The organism is Pseudomonadota bacterium (genome assembly GCA_039815145.1).
Lineage (GTDB): Bacteria > Pseudomonadota > Gammaproteobacteria > Steroidobacterales > JBCBZW01 > JBCBZW01.
This window is the reverse complement of sequence record JBCBZW010000118.1, coordinates 1-16,041: the sequence shown is the minus strand read 5'-3', so window position 1 is coordinate 16,041 and position 16,041 is coordinate 1. Positions and strand designations below refer to the sequence as shown.

The window sequence follows — 16,041 nt, the reverse complement described above, 5'->3', positions numbered from 1 at the left end:
GCGGTCCTCGCTCCAGTGGTAGTCGTCGACGACCAGCGGCGTGTCCGTGCCGGGCGGCGTCAGCTGGGCGAGGTTGACGAGGACGGTTCGCTCGCCGGTCTTCGCGTCGTAGCGTACGATTTCCTTAGGTGGGTCCTCGTCCTCGGCTTGCTCGTCCTGGCCCTCCACGGCCTCGAGCATCGCGTAGCCCCCGTCGGGCAGCCACTGCAGGGCCTCGGGTTTTGCCGGCTCGTAGCGTTTCTCCTCGAAGATGGCCTCGTTGGTGAGGCGTCCCGCGGCCCCATCGTCGGTAGCGGCGTGGTGTTCCGCCTTGACGCCCGGTGCGGCGGCGAGCAGGAAGCAGGCTGGGGCGGCGAGCAGGCAGAGAGAACGAGCACGGATCATTGGCGGCACACTACGGCTGGAGGGTTCGTTCGCGCTCCGCCGATCGCTTGTGCGACCCCCGTTGCGCCCGAGCGTTGTCGCTCTTCGATCGAGCGACAACGGGCGCAGATGATCCGTCGGCGTCCGTCTGCGTGCAAGCGTGCGCCGCAGCGCACCGGGCATGGCCGCGCTCAGTGTGCGGTGGTGGCCAGCACGGGGTAGAGCGAAGCGACCAGCAGGATCGCCATGCTCCAATTGAACGCGCGCAATCGCCCGGGGCTCGAGAGAATCGATCGAAGCTGCTCGCCCAGCACGGTCCAGACGCTCACGCAGGGCAGGTTGATCAGGGCGAACACGCTGGCCACGAACAGGACGGCGAGGAGACTCTGACTCGGCGCGTAGACCGCCACCGAGGTGAGCGCCATGGTCCAGGCCTTCGGGTTGACCCACTGAAACGCAGCGGCCTGCCAGAAGTTGAAGGGTCGGCCTTCCGCTTTGCCCTCGCGCGTCGGGGCCGCCGCCGTGCCGATCTTGAACGCAAGGTAGAGCAGGTAGAGCACGCTCAACACCTTCAGCACCGTGTAGCTGGCGGGGATCGCGGTGAACAGGCCCATGAGGCCCAGGCCGACGATGACCACCATGAAGCCGAAGCCCAGGCCCACCCCCAGCATGTGGGGAATCGTGCGCCGGAAGCCGTAGTTGGCGCCGCTCGCCATGAGCATCAGGTTGTTCGGTCCCGGGGTGATGGAGGACACGACGGCGAAGGCGGCCAAGCCGCCGATGAGCTCGATGTTCATGGGGTTAGTATTCGGCAAGAACGGCGAAATGTGCTTGCATGATTGCGTCAATTTCCCCTATACACGCAACTTATGGCGGCGCCGGATAAGATAAACAACAGAATATTGCATGAGTTGGTGGGCGACGGGCGCATCACCAATGCCGAGCTTGCCGAGCGGGTGGGGCTATCTGCGTCCGCCTGCCTGCGGCGCGTGCAGGAGCTCGAGCGCAGCGGGGTGATCAGCGGCTATCGCGCGGTGCTCGACCGGGCGGCGATGGGGATCGGCTTCACGGCCTATATCGCCGTGGGCCTCTCCAGCCACACGTCGGAGTCTCAGCACGCCTTCGAGGCGGCGATCGTGCAGTCGCCGGAGGTGCGTGAGTGCCACAACATCACCGGGGCGTTCGAGTACTTACTGCGGGTGGAGACGGTGGACCTGGCCGCGTACAAGGTGTTCCACACCGATGTGCTCGGTACCTTGCCCCAGGTGCGTACGATCACCACGCATGTGGTGATGGAATCGGTGAAGGACGAGCGCGCGTGAGTCGCACAGGCGCACTCTCAACATATGGGGTCCCGTTGCGGTGGCCTATGCCCTGACTCTCGTATTTCGTGAGGTAGCGTGGCTGCTGTCCATGACGTATCGAACGTGAGGAGACCTGCTCATGCCCAGTAGCCCCCAAGAGAGCGCCTACGCCGCGCGGGTGGGAAAGCTCATGGACGCTCTCCAACCTTTCAGCCCGGGCCTGACAAAGCGCTTCGGTATCGATCCCCACAGCAACCTGCTGAGGGGCACGATCCACCCGCCCAACTTCGAGGACCGGGAGAAGATCGAGGAAGTGCTGGCGGCGTTCCCGGACCTGATCGCTCGCTGCGACATCTACGAGCGGATGCCCGACGAGGTCATCCACCAACACATCGGTCAGTGCGATCTGCCGCGCATGCAACAGCTGCTCGCGGAGGACTTACTGCGCGTGGCGGCGCTGGCGCGGCAGGAGCAAGGTGATGACCCGGCCTACGCGATGGTCGTCTGGATGGATCCGCCCCAAGGCGGGCTAGGCTATCGCCTCTTGTGTAGTCGAGGCTTCGCCCGTGACCTTGCGCAGTGTCAGGCAAGCGAATACGGGCACTTCTACCAATCGAGTGCGCAGATCCAGGGTCACCGGTTCTATGAGTTCGAGAGCTTCAGCTACGATCCCTGCGCGGAGTTGCTAAACACGCTAATGGAGAACAACGACAGGGCGACCGCCCTGTTCCATCGATACGGCAACGCCTTCTCGTCGGAAACGAGCGAGTACATGGAGTTAATGACGGATGTCTGCGTCGAAGCAATCCAGGGCGCCGTGGATCAGGTGAAGCAAACGCTGCTGATCGAAGAGGGCTTCGTCATGCTCGTCGACTATTACGACCAGGCATTGACGCAAAGCTTCCGTGCGGCTCGTCGCACGATGAGCGCGGCTCAGCTTTCGACATTACTGGGGGACTACTACCGCAATTTCTTGCCCTGAGATGCCAAGCGGCCCACACGCGGGGTAGAGCAGCTAGCGATCCTGGTGCGCCAGGTGAAGGCGCTGCACAAGCGCCCTGTTCGTCGGACGTTTTGGGTCTGGTGCTTGCGAGCGGGACCTTCCCCGCGTGGAAGCGCACATTAGCTGGCGTCGTGGAAGATCACCCCTAGGGTCATCCGCTCGCCGCGGCGTACGCAGCTCACCCCATGGCGCATGCGAACGCGGTGATCGCCCCGAGGGCCTCGCGCAGGGCGTTCGTTGACGGCGAAGACCACCCCATCCCCAGCCCCCGCGAGGGGGACTACGTCCACCCGCGACTGGCTCCGCGCCTTCTGCTCGGTGAGAACGAACTCACCTCCCTCAAAGTCCTCCCCGGGATTACCGAGCAGCACCGCTAGCTGAAGCGGAAACACCTGGTCTCCGTAGAGATCCTGGTGCAGGCGGTTGTAGTCCCCGGCGGCGTAGCGCAGGACCAGGGGCGTGGGACGGCATTGGCCCGCGCGATGGCAGCGTTCCAGGTACTCGTCCAGCGAGGCGGGGAAGCGCTGTGAATGGCCGAGGCGCACCTGCCACTGGTTCGCCAGCGGAACGAGGCGCGCGTACAGGGTCTCGCGTAGTTGTTGTACCACCGCCGGGAGCGGGTAGTTGAAGTAACGATACTCGCCCCGACCGTACCCGTGGCGCTGCATATCGATGTGGCTGCGAAAGCGCGCCCTATCATCGAACGCATCGCGCAGAGCTGCGCACTCATGCGATGACAACAACGGGCCGGTCAGCGCCCATCCCTGGGCGTCGAGGGCTTCGCCCAGATCCAGGACGCCCTCATTCATCGGGGCTTGCCAGCGCGCGGCGCCGTCGCTCCGCGTCCAGCAGGGCGCGCTTGCGCTCCACACCCCATCGGTACCCCCCGAGGCTGCCGTCGCCCCGCAGCACGCGGTGGCACGGCACGAGCACCGCGATACGGTTGGCCCCGCAGGCGTTAGCGGCGGCGCGCGTCGCTGAGGGGGCATCGATAGCGCGCGCCAGCTCGCCGTAGCTCACCACGTCCCCCTCGCGAACGCTGCACAGGAATCGCCACACCTTGAGTTGAAACGCGGTACCGCGCAGATCCAGCGGCAGGTCCGGCCTGGGCCCTTCGCCGGCGAGGTGGCCCTCAAGCGCGTCCATCCACTCGCCGAGGGGCGCGTCCGCGTGAGCGGGCATTGGGATGAGCGAGGCGTTGGGGAACTCCTTCTCCAGCTGCGCAAGGAGCGATGCCGAAGCGTCCCCGAACTGGGCGAAGCAAACGCCTCGCCCGGTCGCCGCCATCATCAATGGGCCGAGGGCAGTCTCCCGGGTGGCGTAGTGGATCTCTTCGCCAGCGCCGCCCGCACGATAGGCGGACGGCGTCATGCCGATGTGGCCGTCGAGGCGTTCGTAGACGCGCGAGGTGGAGCCGAACCCAGCCTCGAAGATGGCATCGAGCACGCCGCCGTCTTCCTGCTCACGCAGCTCCGCCTTCAGCCGCTGCATGCGCCGCGCGTCCTGCCACGCTTTTGGGCTCACGCCTAAGTGTTTCGTGAACAGCCGTTGTACGCGAGTGGGCGTCATCGCCGCCTCGCGGCCGAGGCGGGCCAAGGTCACGGTTTCGTCGGCGTGCTCGTCGAGGAAGCGGCAGAGACGTTCGATCAACTCGCGCTCTTGATCGAGCGCTTCGGGGCGGCATCGTCGGCAGGGGCGTAAGCCGCCTTTCTCCGCGGCGTGAGCCGTGTCGAAGAAGACCACGTTCGCCCGCTTGGGCTGGCGCGCCGCGCAGCTCGGGCGGCAGTACACACCGGTGGTGGTGACGCCGTAGAAGAAGTGTCCGTCGGCGTTGGCATCGCGGGCGCAAACGGCCTGCCAGCGCTGCGTGTCACTGAGGCGGGAGGACTGCGTTGGGCTCATGGGGGCTTCCTGTCGCTGGCCAAGGTCACACGGAGCCTACGGTGAGCCTACCCCCGCGGCGCTCCGATTCTTGCAGGCAATCTCAAACCGGGGCCGAGAGCTCTTGGCCCGTCTGCACGTTCCAGAGGGCGCAGTACTGACCGCCGGCGGCGAGCAACGCCGCGTGGGTGCCGGACTCGATGATGCGCCCGCCGTCCAGCACGTGGATCTGATCGGCCCCCACGATGGTGGACAGGCGATGAGCGATGACGATGGTGGTGCGCGACCGCGAGATACGCGCCAGCGAGCGTTGGATCGCCGCTTCGGTCTCGTTGTCGACGGCCGAGGTGGCCTCGTCGAGGATGAGCACGCGGGGATCGCGCAGCAGGGCGCGGGCGATGGACAGGCGTTGGCGCTGACCGCCCGAGAGCTTCTGCCCCCGCTCGCCGACCACCGTGTCGAAGCCGTGGGGGAGGCGCTCGATGAACTCCATGGCTTCCGCCGCCTGGGCCGCCGCGAGGATGTCCTCCTCGCTCGCCTCGGGTTGACCGTAGGCGATGTTCTCGCGCACCGAGCCCTGAAACAGGAAGGTGTCCTGGCTCACCAGGCCTATGTGCTGGCGAAGCGAGCTCAGTTCCAGGGCATCGAGGGGTTGACCGTCGAGGGTGATGGTGCCGCTGGCGGGGGAGTAGAAACGCATGAGCAGCTTGATCAAGGTGCTCTTGCCTGAGCCCGTCTGACCGACGAAGGCGACGGTGCTGGCGGCGGGGATGTCGAGGCTGATGTCGGCCACGACGGGGGCGGTGTCCTTCTCGTAGGCGAAGCTCACCTGATCGAAGGCGATGTGGCCACGCACGTTCTGCGCGGGCTGCGCGTCGGGGCGATCGCGGATGCGTACCGGTGTCTCGATTAGATCCAGGATCCGACGCGTCGAGGCCATCGCACGCTCGTAGAGGTCGACCGTCTCGGCGAGGCCGGTCAGCGGCCAAAGCAATCGTTGGGTGAGAAACACCAGCACGCCGTAAGCGCCCACGTTGAGCTTGCCGTCCAGGGTCATCCAGCCACCGAGCAGGAACGTGGCGAGGAAGCCGGCCAGGATCGCCATGCGGATCACCGGGATGAAGGCCGAGCTGATGGCGATGGCGCGACGGTTGGCGTCCACGTAGGCCTCGCTGTCCTCGCGGATGCGCCCGGCCTCGAACGCCTCGGTGGTGAAACTCTTGATCGTGGTGATGCCCGCCAGGTTGGCGGACAAGCGCGCGGAGAGGCTCCCCACCTTCTCGCGCACCTGGGCGTACAAGGGCTGCGCCCGTCGTTGGAAGTAGAACGCGCCGATCACGATCAGGGGGATGGGGGTGAAGGCCATCAGGGCGATCAGGGGAGAGATGGCGAAGAACACGGCACCCACCGCCACCAGCGTGGTGGCGACCTGGATCAGGTTGTTGGCGCCGCCGTTCAGGAAGCGTTCCAGCTGGTTCACGTCGTCGTTGAGGATCGCCACCAGGTTGCCGCTGGCGCGGTTCTCGAAGTAGGCGAGGTCGAGGCGTTGCACGTGCTCGTAGGCGTCCAGGCGCATGGTGTGCTGCAGGTCCTGGGCGATGTTGCGCCAGAGCACGAGGTAGAGGTATTCGAAGAGCGACTCACCGGCCCAGATGGCGAGGGTGAGGCCGGCGAGGAGCAGCATCTGGGCGCGCGCGTCGGTGATGCCGATGGCGGCGACGAAGGAGTCCTGCTGGCGCACCACCACGTCGATGGCGATGCCGATGAGGATCTCCGGTGCTACGTCGAAGAGCTTGTTCACCACCGAGCAGAGGCTCGCCAGGGTGATCCGTCGGCGGTAGCTGCGGGCGTAGGTGAGCAGGCGACGCAGGGCGCGGAAGGAGGATTGGGCAGCGGTGTCGGTCATCAGGCGCGGTCCTGGGAGCGGTGCCGGGAGCGGGTACGCTACAGTAAGCACCGCACCCGCGGCCAGCGATGAGGGAGGACGACCGCCAATGCTCGAGGTACCCCGGATCGAAACCGAACGGCTGATCCTGCGCGGCCTTGAAAACCGCGACACGGACGCCTTCTGCGAGATGATGGCCAACGATGAGGTGGCCCGCTTCATCACGCCCCAGGGCAAGGGCGTGGGGCGCGGGGATGCCTGGCGCTCCATGGCTACCGTGGTCGGCCACTGGGCCCTGCGCGGCTACGGGTTCTTCGCGGTGGAGGAGAAGGCCACGGGCCAGTTCGTCGGCCGCGTGGGGCCGTGGCAGCCCGAGGGCTGGCCGGCGCTCGAGTGCGGCTGGACCATCGCGCGACCCTACTGGGGTAAGGGCTACGCGAGCGAAGCGGCGATCGCCGGCGTGCAGTGGATCTTCGCCCAGAAGCCGGAGCTCACGCGCATCATCAGCGTGATCGATCCCGGCAACGAAGCGAGCAAGGCCGTGGCACGCAAAATCGGTGAGCGCGATAGCGGCGGGCGCTGGGAGTTCTGGGGCGAGACGCTCGAGATCTGGGAGTGTCCGCGGGAGGAGTGGTTGGAGCGCTTCGGCGCCCAAGGCTCATGAGCCACCGGGACGACCGCTTCGAGCTGTGGAACCTGCGCGTAGAAGTGGTGGGCGAGGAGGACGCGATGGTGTGCTCCCACCACCCGGGCGATCACTTCGAGGTGCTAGGCGAGAACCTCGTGTTCCCGCCGAACCAACCCTTCAGCCTCTACGCGCTCGCGGCCATCCTGCCGCTGCTGCCCGCCACGCAACGCATCACCCACGAGAACGACTGGATGACCACCGACGCCGAGATCGCCTGCCCCGATCCCCACTGCGGCGCACGCTTTCGCATCACGCGCACCGGGCGCACCACCTTCCGCCACAGTGAGACCACCGCGGTACCGCTGCCGCCGGCGCGTGACGATGACTGACATGGCGCCACGCACGGAACTCGCCCCCGGCTACTCGATCGCCCAGGTGATCAACGGCTGTTGGCAACTCACGCCCGATCACGGCGGCGGGCTGCAGGATCAGCAAGCGGTGTTCGCCATCTTCGACGACTTGGTGGAGCACGGCTTCACCACCTTCGACGGAGCCGACATCTACACGGGCGTTGAAACGCTCCTGGGCGCCTACCGCGCGCGTTTGGCAGATCCTGACCGGATCCAGATCCACACCAAGTACGTGCCGGACCGGTCGGCGCTGGAGACGCTCCGCACCGCCGACGTGGAGGCGGCGATCGAGCGCTCCCGCCGTCGCCTCGGCATGGATACCCTCGATCTGGTGCAGTTCCACTGGTGGCGCTACGAGGTGCCCGGCATCGAGATGGTGCTCGAGGCCTTGCAGGAGGCGCAGGCTAAGGGCCGTATTCGGCTGCTCGGACTCACCAACTTCGACACGGCGAACGTGCGCGCCATGGTGGATGCCGAGGCACCGGTCGTGTCCCTGCAGGCCCAGTACTCGCTCCTGGACCGACGCCCCGAGCGGGCGATGACGGCCCTGGCGGGCGAGAGCGACGTGAGGCTCATCCCCTACGGCGTGCTCGCCGGTGGATTCCTGGGTGATCGTTACCGCGGCGTAGCACCGAGCGCGTCGCAGGCCAATCGCTCCCTCACCAAGTACCGCCTGATCATCGAGGAAGCGGGCGGTTGGGACGCCTACCTGGGCCTGCTCGACCTCCTGCATGAGATCGCCAGCGCCAACCAGGTGTCCGTGGCGACCGTCGCGGCCCGGTGGGTGCTGGAGCAGCCGAGCGTGGCGGCTATTCTGCTCGGCGTCGGCAGCCGCTCCCGGGCGCAGGAGAACCTGGAGATCGCCACCCTCGAACTCGCGGACGATGAACGTCGCGCGCTGCAAGCCGCGCTCGCGACCCGGCCGATTCCGCCCGGGGACATGTTCGATCTCGAACGCGACCCCCACGGCCGCCACTCACGGATCATGAAGACAGATCTGAACGCCGTAGCCCCCGACGGAGCCCCTTCTTGAGCGCCAGGCCCGCTGGCGAGCGCCGGTGGTCCTCGAGCGTGATGTTCTTCGCCGCCGCCATCGGCAGCGCGGTGGGCATCTCCAACGTGTGGAAGTTCACCTTCGTCGCCGGCCAGAACGGCGGCGGGGCGTTTGTGCTGATCTACGTGGCCGCGGTGGCGCTCATCGCCCTGCCGGCGCTGATCGCCGAGTTCATGGTCGGGCGGCGGGGCGGGGCAAGCGTCGTGCGCAGCATGGCACTCCTGCACGAGCGCGATGGCATTGGCCGCGCGTGGCATTGGTACGGCCTGATGGCCGCGATAGGCGCCTTCATCGCCCTCAGCTTCTACGCCGTGGTGGCAGGGTGGACCGTGGACTACTTCCTGCGCGCCCTCGTGCAGCCTGCTAGCGGCACGACGGTGGAGCGGGCGGCGGCCGACCTCGACGCGTTGTTCGCGAGCCCGGGCCGCATGATGCTCGCGCAGCTCGCCTTTCTGTTGGCAACGGGGTTGACCGTAGCTGCGGGGGTGCGAAAGGGACTGGAGCGCGCCCTGGGCTGGCTGACGCCAACGCTGTTCGTGCTCTTGCTGGCGTTGCTCGCCTACGCGGTGGTCGCCGGGGACTTCGTCGCCGGCCTGCGCTTCATGTTCGTGCCGGATTTCTCTCGGATCACGGCCGACACGGTGCTGACGGCGGTCGGGCAGGCTTTCTTCTCATTGGGCATCGGCCTGGGCGTGCTGTTCACGCTCGGCGCGTACATGGACGAGGAGACCTCAGTCTTGCGAGCAGGTGTGGTGGTGGCTGCGGCCGACGTTGGGGTTGCGCTGCTGGCGGGCATGGCCGTGTTCCCGATCGTGTTCGCCAACGAACTCTCGCCGGCGGAAGGCCCGGGGTTGATCTTCGCCACCTTGCCCGTCGCCTTCGGGCAGATGCCGGGCGGGCTCATCGTGGCGCCGCTGTTCTTCGCCCTCATGGCCATCGCCGCACTCACATCGGCGATCACCATCCTCGAGACGGTGGTGGCCGCGGTGGAAGACTACAGTCGCTGGCCGCGCTGGTTGATCAGCCTGGTGCTCACGGCAGGGCTGTGGCTCGCGGGGTTGGGCACGGTGTACTCCTTCAATCGCCTCGCGGACTTCCACCCGCTCGGGTTCCTGCCGGTGTTCGCGGAGCGGAACATTTTCGAGAGCCTGGACTACGTGGTGTCGAACTTCATGATGCCCGTGGGCGGCGTGTTGGTGGCGATCCTCGCCTCGTGGGGATTGCGGCGGGAGGTGTCGGCGCAGGCGCTGGCGGGGTCGCCGGGGGTGCACCGGGTGTGGTTGGTGCTCACGCGCTACGTGGCGCCGGCGGCGATCGCCCTGGTGTTCGTCGTCAATCTGTAGGCGAGCGTTGGAACCACCGACGCAAGAGCGGGGCACGGGTTCCGAGTAGCCAGACCAGGCCGGCCGCCAGGAAGACCCACCGTTGCGCGTCCTCGGGGACGAAGAACGCAGTGATCAGCAGGGCGCCTCCGCCGATCATTCCCAGGCGCTGGGGGCGCTTGGAGGCGAAGAAGGTGGTCGGCTTCTCGCCGCCGTAGTCCGCGTACAGGCGGCGCACGATGTCGGCGGATTCCCCGACCCACTCGGTACCGTTATCCGTGTCGATCCGCAGCACCGGGACCGTGCCGCGGCCGGTCGCTTCGTGCATGGCGGCCGCGTGTTCCGCGTGCTCGCGGATGTTGCGTTCGTCCACCTCCAGGCCGAGATCCGCGATGGCGGCGCGCACGCGCTCGCACCACGGGCAGCCGCGGAACCAGTAGAGGGATAGGCGCGTCTGATCGGTCATGCGGTGTGCTTCTAGTAACCGAGGCGCGCGTCGACCTGACCCGCGAGGGGCTGGCCCTCGAGGTATCGGCGTAAGTTGTCGGCGAACAGGGTCGTGATGCCGTCTTCGGGCGTGACAGCAGCGATAGGTGGCGTTAGGTACAAGCCTTCGGTTCGCCAGAAGGGGTGGACCGAAGGCAAGGGCTCTTCGGCGAAGACGTCCAGCACCGCGGCGCGCAGGGCGCCCCTGCCAAGGGCGTCGATGAGCGCCTGCTCCTCGATCAGTGTGCCGCGGCCGACGTTGATGAGGATGGCGTCGCCGCGCATGGCCCGAAAGGCCTTCGCATCGAGCAGACCTCGGGTGCCAGGGGTGTCGGGCAGACTTGCCACCAAGTAGTCCGCATCGCCCAGTACCCCGGTGAGACGGTCTACCGGGTACACCCGGTCGATGCCCGTTACTGCATCGCCGCGACGTGACACGCCGAGGGTCCGCATCCCGAAGGCTCGCGCCACGCCCGCGATGTGGGCGCCAATGCTGCCGGTGCCGAGGAGGAGCATCGTCTTGCCCTGCAGATCCGCCCACGGCAGCTGGGCCCAAGTACCGCGGCGTTGCTGCTCGTGGTAATCCAGCAAGCGTCGCTCGAGGGTGAGCAACCAACCGAACACGTACTCGGCCATGCGCGGCCCGAACAACCCCTTGGCCGCAGTAAGCTGGATCGCCTGATTCGGGTGCGACGCGATGGCCTCGAGCACGGGCGCGACGCCGGCCCAGGTGCTTTGCACCCACCGCAACGCTGGCAAGTGGGGCACGAGGTTCGCGATGAGCTGCGGTGGACCGACCAGCACCTGCGCGTGGCGGGCCGCCCCGTCGATGTCAGCGGCAGACCGCACCAGAGCGAGCGGTGGCAGCGTCCTGTCGCCAGCAGCCTTACGAATGCCTTCGGCGAGAGCCGCCGGATCGGTCGGATCCGCTACGACGATCTGCGCGGGCTCGCCCATCGTGTGCTCAGTTCCAGGCATCCAGCACCACTGACACGTCGACCGTGCCGTCCGGGCGCGCCAGCGTCACCGTGATCCGTTGTCCGGGCTTCAAGGTTTCCAGGGCCAGTAGCACGTCACCGGAGGCATCGATCGGCTCGCCGTTGATGGCGACCACGATGTCGCCGAGGATGATGCGCCCGCGACGATCGCGCCGGGTCGGTCGGATGCCGGCGCGTTCCGCGGCGCTGTCCTGACCGACCTCCAGCACGAGGGCGCCGCGACGAATGCCGAGGCGGTAGGCCACGCGGGGGTTGGCGAAGTCCGCGCCGAAGGTGGGGCGGCGAAGGCGACCGAACTCGATGAGATCCGGCACCACCCAGCTCACCACGTCGACGGGTATCGAGAAGCCGATGCCGGCGCTGGCGCCGGAAGGGCTGTAGATCGCCGTGTTGACGCCGATGAGGTCGCCGCCGGAGTCGAGCAGGGGGCCGCCGGAGTTGCCCGGGTTGATGGCCGCGTCGGTCTGGATCATGCCGCGGATCGGAATGCGCGCGACGGACTCGATCTCCCGATCGAGAGCGCTGATCACGCCCGTGGTGAGCGTTTGGTCGAGACCGAAGGGGTTGCCGATGGCGTACACGGACTGGCCCACCCGCAGATCGTCGGACTTGCCACGCGGCAGCGGTTTGAGCTGCCCACGCTCGGCCTCGATCTTGAGCACGGCGAGGTCCTTGGTCGGTTCCACGCCGACGATGGTGGCGGGCAGCACGGTGCCGTCGGCGAGGGTCACCTGGGCGCGATCGGCGTTCTGGATCACGTGGTAGTTGGTGACGACGTGACCGTCCCGATCCCACACGAAGCCCGAGCCCGTGCCGCGGGGGATCTCCTGGAGGTTCAGGGTGAAGAAGTCGCGGCGCACGGCCAGGGTGGTGATGTAGACCACCGAGGGGGCGGCGTCTTCGAACAGTTCGATCGTGGCGCGTTCTGCCGCCGTCAGGCGCGTGGCGTAGCTCTGGGGCGCGGCGCCCAGTAGCAGGGGCAGCGCTAGGGCGATGGCGAGAACCAAGCGCGGGACTTGAATCGATGGGTGCATGGATCCGAATCGGGCGAGTTGACAAGAAACGGTAATTCTAACGCGGGGATGTTCCCCACAGACTGCTTTCAGATGCGGGCGCTTCACTCTCCTTCAAGGGTTCGTTACCTCGTCGTAGGGTCCCGCCTAGGCTCGAACGGCGAGCGCCACCAGGTCGCCGACCGCTCGGGCGAGCGCATCGGGGTCGGGATGTTGGCTGTGGCTGTAGAGCCAGTTCTGGCGATGGCCCACATCCACCAGCCCCGACCGCGACGAGCGCGACTTCTCGCGGACCCGCACGCGCGTGTTCGCGTCCACCGCCTCACGCCACTGGTACAAGCGATCGGTGTCGCGGGTCTTGCGCGAGTCGAGCACGCAGTGCACGGCGCCGGGCGTAGCCAACAGCCACGTGCGCTGCGAGCGCGTGTGGAAGATCTTCAGCGCATCGAGGGGGGCGGCCCCGGCGCGCTCGGCCACGAGCGACCGCACCTCCTGCTCGTCGAGGAACGTGTATGCCCCCGCGGAGGCGGGAGTCGCTACTGGCGGCGCGGCCGGAGTCGGTGTCGTGGTCCCGGCACCGGCACCGGCACTGGCCAGGCTGCGTTCGACCAACTCGTCCAACTCCGCCACTTCCGACACTTCCGAGGCCGACTCGGGCGAGTGCCCGACGAGTCGATTCACCTCGAGGGCGAGGTCGGTAAGGTGGGCTTCGATCTCATGGGCCTGGCAGCCGGAGAGCGGCGTGGCGTCGGCGGGGTGGAGCTGGATCTTCGCTAACCAATCGATGAGCTGCCAAGGGCAGGGCCGCACCACCACCGGCACGATATCGAGGTGACCGGCCTCGCGACGCTCGAGGAGGGCGACGATCTCCGTCTCGTTGATGAACTCCGACGCGAGAAAGTCTGCCGAGAGCAGCAAGATCGCCACCTTGGCCTGGTCGATTGCATTGCGAATGACCTCTGGCCAGTCCTGGCCGGGACGAATCTCCTCATCGCTCCAGGTGCGGTAGTTCAGGTAGCCCTGGCGGCGCAGACCCTCCAGGAAGGTGACGCTGCGGTCCTTCCACTCGCGGTCCTTGTGGCTGTAGCTGATGAACACGTCCATCGGGTCATCCTGGGGTCAGGGGTTACTTCGTCTTGCGTTGGCGCAAGCCCCATGCGTTTTCCAGCAGCTGCTGGACAAAGTCGGGATCGGCCTCAGCCAACAGCACGCGCACGCCCACCACCTTGCCACCCCACAGCACCTTGTCGCACCACTGCGGGTAGAGGGCGAGGGCCCGTTCCCGCGTCTCCTCGTCCACGAAGACGTTGGTGAACTCGCCGTCCCGCTTGGCCGTGGCGAAGATCTTGCCGTTGCTGCGGAAGGACGTGAGGTGGTGGTGGGGGGCTTCGCTGGCGCCGTCCAGGGCGAGCGCGAGTTGGGTCAAGTCCTCGAGGGTCACGGCGCGGCTACTCGTCGGTGGGGAGCGGGCGATGCTGGAAGCGTCGGTCGCCCTGCGCTGAGAAGTCTGCGGCCACCTGCCCTTCGCCGCGCAGCAGCCATCTCGTGGTCAGCAGGCCGTCGATGCCGACCGGGCCTCGTGCGTGCAATCGGGAGGTGCTGATGCCCACCTCGGCGCCGAGGCCGTAGCGGTAGCCGTCGGCGAAGCGGGTGGAGGCGTTGACGAAGACGGAGGCCGAGTCGACGGTGCGCAGGAAGGCGTCGGCGGCCGTCTTATCGTCGGTGACGATGGCGTCGGTGTGTCCGCTGCCGTAGCGGTGGATGTGCTCGACGGCGTCCTCGAGGCTCGCTACAGCGGCGACGGACAGCACCAGGTCACCGTACTCTGTGGACCATTCCGCCTCCGTGGCCGGTGCCATGGTGACGCCCGTTGCGGCCGCGCGGCAGGCCTCGTCGCCGCGAAGGCGAACGCCGGCCTCCGCCAGTGCACCGAGCACATCCGGTAGGTGAGGTAGAAACGCCTCGTGCACCAGCAGCGTTTCCATCGCGTTGCAGGCGGAGGGGTAGTCGGTCTTCGCATCGACGGCGATGCGCACGGCCATCTGCGGATCGGCGGCGGCATCGAGGTACACATGGCAGATGCCATCGGCGTGGCCCAGCACGGCGATACGCGTGCCGTCCTGGATGCTGCGCACCAGCTCCGCCGAGCCGCGCGGGATGACCAGATCGATGCAGTCGTCCAGGGCTAGGAGGTGGGCGATCGCTTCGCGGCCTTCCACCAGTTGCACGGCGTCGGCGCTGCCGGTGGCCGTGGCGAGGGCATCGCGCAGGCAGTCGGCGAGGGCACGGTTCGACGCCGTGGCTTCCCGGCCGCCCTTTAAGATCACGGCGTTGCCGCTGCGCATGGCGAGGGAGCCGATCTGGATCACCGCGTCCGGGCGACTCTCGAAGATGATCAGCAGCACGCCCAGGGGGTGGGACACCTGGCGCAGGGTCAAGCCGTCGTCGAGCAGGGTAGCGCGTTGGGTGCGGCCGACGGGGTCTGGGGTGGCGGCGAGCTGGCGCACGCCGTCGATCATGCCGTCCAGCTTGGCGTCGGTGAGGCCGAGGCGGGCGAGGAGCACGCCGCTCACCCCGTCGCGCTCGGCTTGGGCGAGGTCTTCGCGGTTGGCGGCGAGGAGGGCGTCGCGCCGTTCTTCCAAGAGGGTGGCGAGCGCTTCCAACGCGGCGGTGCGTGCGCCGCCCGGTGCCGCGCCCAGGGCTCGCTGGGCGTGGCGGGCATTCAGGGCGAGGGCGCGGAGGGAGTCGGGATCGTGGGTCATGGTCGTGTCGGGGTTTATGCGCTGGGATCGGTCTCGCTCGGGGCGAGGGCCAGATCGTCGCGGTGGACGAGGGCGTCGTGGCTGCGCACGTGTTCCGGCGGCACGCCACGGATCCAGGCGCGGGCGGTGGCGGCGTCGTAGTGGGTGACGCCGCGGGCGATCACCTCACCTGACGGATCGCATAGCTCCACCACATCGCCGCGGTGAAAGTCGCCGAGAATCGCCGTCACGCCCGGGGCGAGTAGGGAGGCGCCCTGCTCGACGATGGCGTGCACCGCGCCCTGGTCCAGGGAAAGGCGTGCCGTGGGGGCGGAGGCGAAGGCGATCCAGCGTCGCCTTGCGGCGAGGGCGGGGCGTGCGTGGTACCAGGTGCCTGCGGCGTCGCCGCTGGCCACGCGGGCGAGGTTGCCATGGGTGAGGCCCGAGGCGATGACGGCGTGGCATCCGGCGTGGGCGGCGAGGTGGGCGGCGGCGACCTTGCTGCGCATGCCACCCCGGCTCATGGCGTTGCCGCCGCCGAGCGTCGGCGATTCCTCCTCGCCCTCCTCAGGACGCACTTCCTGCAGCAGGGTGGCGTTGGGGTCGATGCGCGGGTCCTTGGCGTAGACGCCATCCACGTCTGTTAGCATCACCAATAGGTCCGCATCGAGCTTGGACGCGACCAGGGCGGAGAGCTGATCGTTGTTGCCGAAGGCGAGGGCGCTGGTGTCGCGCCGCGCATCGCCACTCGTTTCCGCGACTTCCTCGCGCGCTACCACATCGTTCTCGTTGATGATCGGGACCACGGACGAGCGCAGCAGGCTGCCCATCGTGTGCTGGAGGCTCAGATAGCTCTGGCGCAGGCTGAAGTCTCGGCGCGTGAGCAGCAGCTGCGCGCAGACGATGCCGAAGCGCGAGAAGCCCTGCTCGTAGAGCGCCATCAGCGGCATCTG

The 16,041-nt window shown here is 67.6% G+C and carries 18 protein-coding genes; 6 read left to right on the top strand and 12 right to left on the bottom strand.

Features of this window, described 5'->3' with window-relative positions:
- Together AAF184_20460 and AAF184_20455 are read right to left on the bottom strand one after the other, a co-directional pair.
- Positions 1–384, bottom strand: a 384-nt coding sequence (locus AAF184_20460; GenBank protein MEO0424722.1) for a S9 family peptidase, incomplete at its 3' end; no start/stop codon positions are given.
- Positions 385–554: 170 nt separating this feature from the next.
- Positions 555–1,160: a LysE family translocator gene (locus AAF184_20455; GenBank protein MEO0424721.1), complete on the bottom strand. Its 606-nt coding sequence runs from the start codon at positions 1,158–1,160 to the stop codon at positions 555–557.
- A 72-nt stretch (positions 1,161–1,232) separates the two neighbouring features.
- Here AAF184_20455 and AAF184_20450 point away from each other — a divergent pair, with 72 nt between their 5' ends.
- Together AAF184_20450 and AAF184_20445 are read left to right on the top strand one after the other, a co-directional pair.
- Positions 1,233–1,685 (top strand): Lrp/AsnC family transcriptional regulator, encoded by a 453-nt coding sequence (locus tag AAF184_20450; GenBank protein ID MEO0424720.1) that lies wholly within the window; start codon positions 1,233–1,235, stop codon positions 1,683–1,685.
- Positions 1,686–1,806: 121 nt separating this feature from the next.
- Positions 1,807–2,649 carry a hypothetical protein gene (locus AAF184_20445; GenBank protein ID MEO0424719.1) on the top strand — a complete coding sequence of 281 codons (843 nt, stop codon included), beginning with the start codon at positions 1,807–1,809 and terminating at the stop codon, positions 2,647–2,649.
- Positions 2,650–2,789: 140 nt separating this feature from the next.
- On the opposite strand, the gene AAF184_20440 is transcribed toward AAF184_20445, so the two are convergent.
- The 3 genes from AAF184_20440 to AAF184_20430 all read right to left on the bottom strand — a co-directional run bounded on the left by AAF184_20440 (position 2,790) and on the right by AAF184_20430 (position 6,457).
- Positions 2,790–3,479: a 2OG-Fe(II) oxygenase gene (locus AAF184_20440; protein ID MEO0424718.1), complete on the bottom strand. Its 690-nt coding sequence runs from the start codon at positions 3,477–3,479 to the stop codon at positions 2,790–2,792.
- Complete coding sequence (gene ada / locus AAF184_20435) at positions 3,472–4,572, bottom strand: bifunctional DNA-binding transcriptional regulator/O6-methylguanine-DNA methyltransferase Ada (protein MEO0424717.1); 1,101 nt, start codon at positions 4,570–4,572, stop codon at positions 3,472–3,474. The genes AAF184_20440 and ada overlap by 8 nt, the downstream gene beginning before the upstream one ends.
- A gap of 82 nt (positions 4,573–4,654) precedes the next feature.
- Positions 4,655–6,457, bottom strand: coding sequence for an ABC transporter ATP-binding protein (locus tag AAF184_20430; GenBank protein MEO0424716.1), 1,803 nt, complete (start codon positions 6,455–6,457; stop codon positions 4,655–4,657).
- 88 nt (positions 6,458–6,545) lie between these two features.
- Here AAF184_20430 and AAF184_20425 point away from each other — a divergent pair, with 88 nt between their 5' ends.
- Genes AAF184_20425 through AAF184_20410 form a run of 4 tightly spaced genes read left to right on the top strand, consistent with a single transcriptional unit; the run spans position 6,546 to position 9,871 of the window.
- Complete coding sequence (locus AAF184_20425; protein ID MEO0424715.1) at positions 6,546–7,100, top strand: GNAT family N-acetyltransferase; 555 nt, start codon at positions 6,546–6,548, stop codon at positions 7,098–7,100.
- Positions 7,097–7,453: a TIGR04076 family protein gene (locus tag AAF184_20420; GenBank protein MEO0424714.1), complete on the top strand. Its 357-nt coding sequence runs from the start codon at positions 7,097–7,099 to the stop codon at positions 7,451–7,453. The genes AAF184_20425 and AAF184_20420 overlap by 4 nt, the downstream gene beginning before the upstream one ends.
- Before the next feature lies 1 nt (position 7,454).
- The gene (locus tag AAF184_20415; GenBank protein ID MEO0424713.1) at positions 7,455–8,507 is read left to right on the top strand and encodes an aldo/keto reductase; all 1,053 of its coding nucleotides are present in this window, start codon (positions 7,455–7,457) and stop codon (positions 8,505–8,507) included.
- Complete coding sequence (locus tag AAF184_20410) at positions 8,504–9,871, top strand: sodium-dependent transporter (protein ID MEO0424712.1); 1,368 nt, start codon at positions 8,504–8,506, stop codon at positions 9,869–9,871. The genes AAF184_20415 and AAF184_20410 overlap by 4 nt, the downstream gene beginning before the upstream one ends.
- Here AAF184_20410 and AAF184_20405 read toward each other — a convergent pair.
- The 7 genes from AAF184_20405 to proB form a co-directional block, all read right to left on the bottom strand.
- Positions 9,861–10,316, bottom strand: a complete 456-nt coding sequence (locus AAF184_20405; GenBank protein ID MEO0424711.1) for a glutathione S-transferase N-terminal domain-containing protein — start codon at positions 10,314–10,316, stop codon at positions 9,861–9,863. The two genes, AAF184_20410 and AAF184_20405, sit on opposite strands and share 11 nt — an antisense overlap.
- Before the next feature lie 11 nt (positions 10,317–10,327).
- On the bottom strand, positions 10,328–11,293 hold the full coding sequence (locus AAF184_20400) for a D-2-hydroxyacid dehydrogenase (GenBank protein ID MEO0424710.1): 966 nt from the start codon (positions 11,291–11,293) through the stop codon (positions 10,328–10,330).
- Between the two features lie 7 nt (positions 11,294–11,300).
- Positions 11,301–12,368, bottom strand: a complete 1,068-nt coding sequence (locus tag AAF184_20395) for a trypsin-like peptidase domain-containing protein (GenBank protein MEO0424709.1) — start codon at positions 12,366–12,368, stop codon at positions 11,301–11,303.
- Positions 12,369–12,494: 126 nt separating this feature from the next.
- On the bottom strand, positions 12,495–13,451 hold the full coding sequence (locus AAF184_20390; protein ID MEO0424708.1) for a toll/interleukin-1 receptor domain-containing protein: 957 nt from the start codon (positions 13,449–13,451) through the stop codon (positions 12,495–12,497).
- A 22-nt stretch (positions 13,452–13,473) separates the two neighbouring features.
- A complete protein-coding gene (locus tag AAF184_20385; GenBank protein ID MEO0424707.1) occupies positions 13,474–13,788 on the bottom strand; it encodes an MmcQ/YjbR family DNA-binding protein in 315 nt (104 codons plus the stop codon).
- Positions 13,789–13,795: 7 nt separating this feature from the next.
- Positions 13,796–15,109: a glutamate-5-semialdehyde dehydrogenase gene (locus tag AAF184_20380; GenBank protein ID MEO0424706.1), complete on the bottom strand. Its 1,314-nt coding sequence runs from the start codon at positions 15,107–15,109 to the stop codon at positions 13,796–13,798.
- 14 nt (positions 15,110–15,123) lie between these two features.
- Positions 15,124–16,041 (bottom strand): glutamate 5-kinase (gene proB, locus AAF184_20375; protein MEO0424705.1); only part of this gene is annotated, 918 nt, incomplete at its 5' end.

Excerpts from the sequence above, each read along its gene's own strand:
- AAF184_20455 (MEO0424721.1), bottom strand. The coding sequence starts at position 1,160 with ATGAACATCGAGCTCATCGGCGGCTTGGCCGCCTTCGCCGTCGTGTCC.
- AAF184_20450 (MEO0424720.1), top strand. The coding sequence starts at position 1,233 with ATGGCGGCGCCGGATAAGATAAACAACAGAATATTGCATGAGTTGGTG.
- AAF184_20445 (MEO0424719.1), top strand. The coding sequence starts at position 1,807 with ATGCCCAGTAGCCCCCAAGAGAGCGCCTACGCCGCGCGGGTGGGAAAG.
- AAF184_20440 (MEO0424718.1), bottom strand. The coding sequence starts at position 3,479 with ATGAATGAGGGCGTCCTGGATCTGGGCGAAGCCCTCGACGCCCAGGGA.
- ada (MEO0424717.1), bottom strand. The coding sequence starts at position 4,572 with ATGAGCCCAACGCAGTCCTCCCGCCTCAGTGACACGCAGCGCTGGCAG.
- AAF184_20430 (MEO0424716.1), bottom strand. The coding sequence starts at position 6,457 with ATGACCGACACCGCTGCCCAATCCTCCTTCCGCGCCCTGCGTCGCCTG.
- AAF184_20425 (MEO0424715.1), top strand. The coding sequence starts at position 6,546 with ATGCTCGAGGTACCCCGGATCGAAACCGAACGGCTGATCCTGCGCGGC.
- AAF184_20420 (MEO0424714.1), top strand. The coding sequence starts at position 7,097 with ATGAGCCACCGGGACGACCGCTTCGAGCTGTGGAACCTGCGCGTAGAA.
- AAF184_20415 (MEO0424713.1), top strand. The coding sequence starts at position 7,455 with ATGGCGCCACGCACGGAACTCGCCCCCGGCTACTCGATCGCCCAGGTG.
- AAF184_20405 (MEO0424711.1), bottom strand. The coding sequence starts at position 10,316 with ATGACCGATCAGACGCGCCTATCCCTCTACTGGTTCCGCGGCTGCCCG.
- AAF184_20400 (MEO0424710.1), bottom strand. The coding sequence starts at position 11,293 with ATGGGCGAGCCCGCGCAGATCGTCGTAGCGGATCCGACCGATCCGGCG.
- AAF184_20395 (MEO0424709.1), bottom strand. The coding sequence starts at position 12,368 with ATGCACCCATCGATTCAAGTCCCGCGCTTGGTTCTCGCCATCGCCCTA.
- AAF184_20390 (MEO0424708.1), bottom strand. The coding sequence starts at position 13,451 with ATGGACGTGTTCATCAGCTACAGCCACAAGGACCGCGAGTGGAAGGAC.
- AAF184_20380 (MEO0424706.1), bottom strand. The coding sequence starts at position 15,109 with ATGACCCACGATCCCGACTCCCTCCGCGCCCTCGCCCTGAATGCCCGC.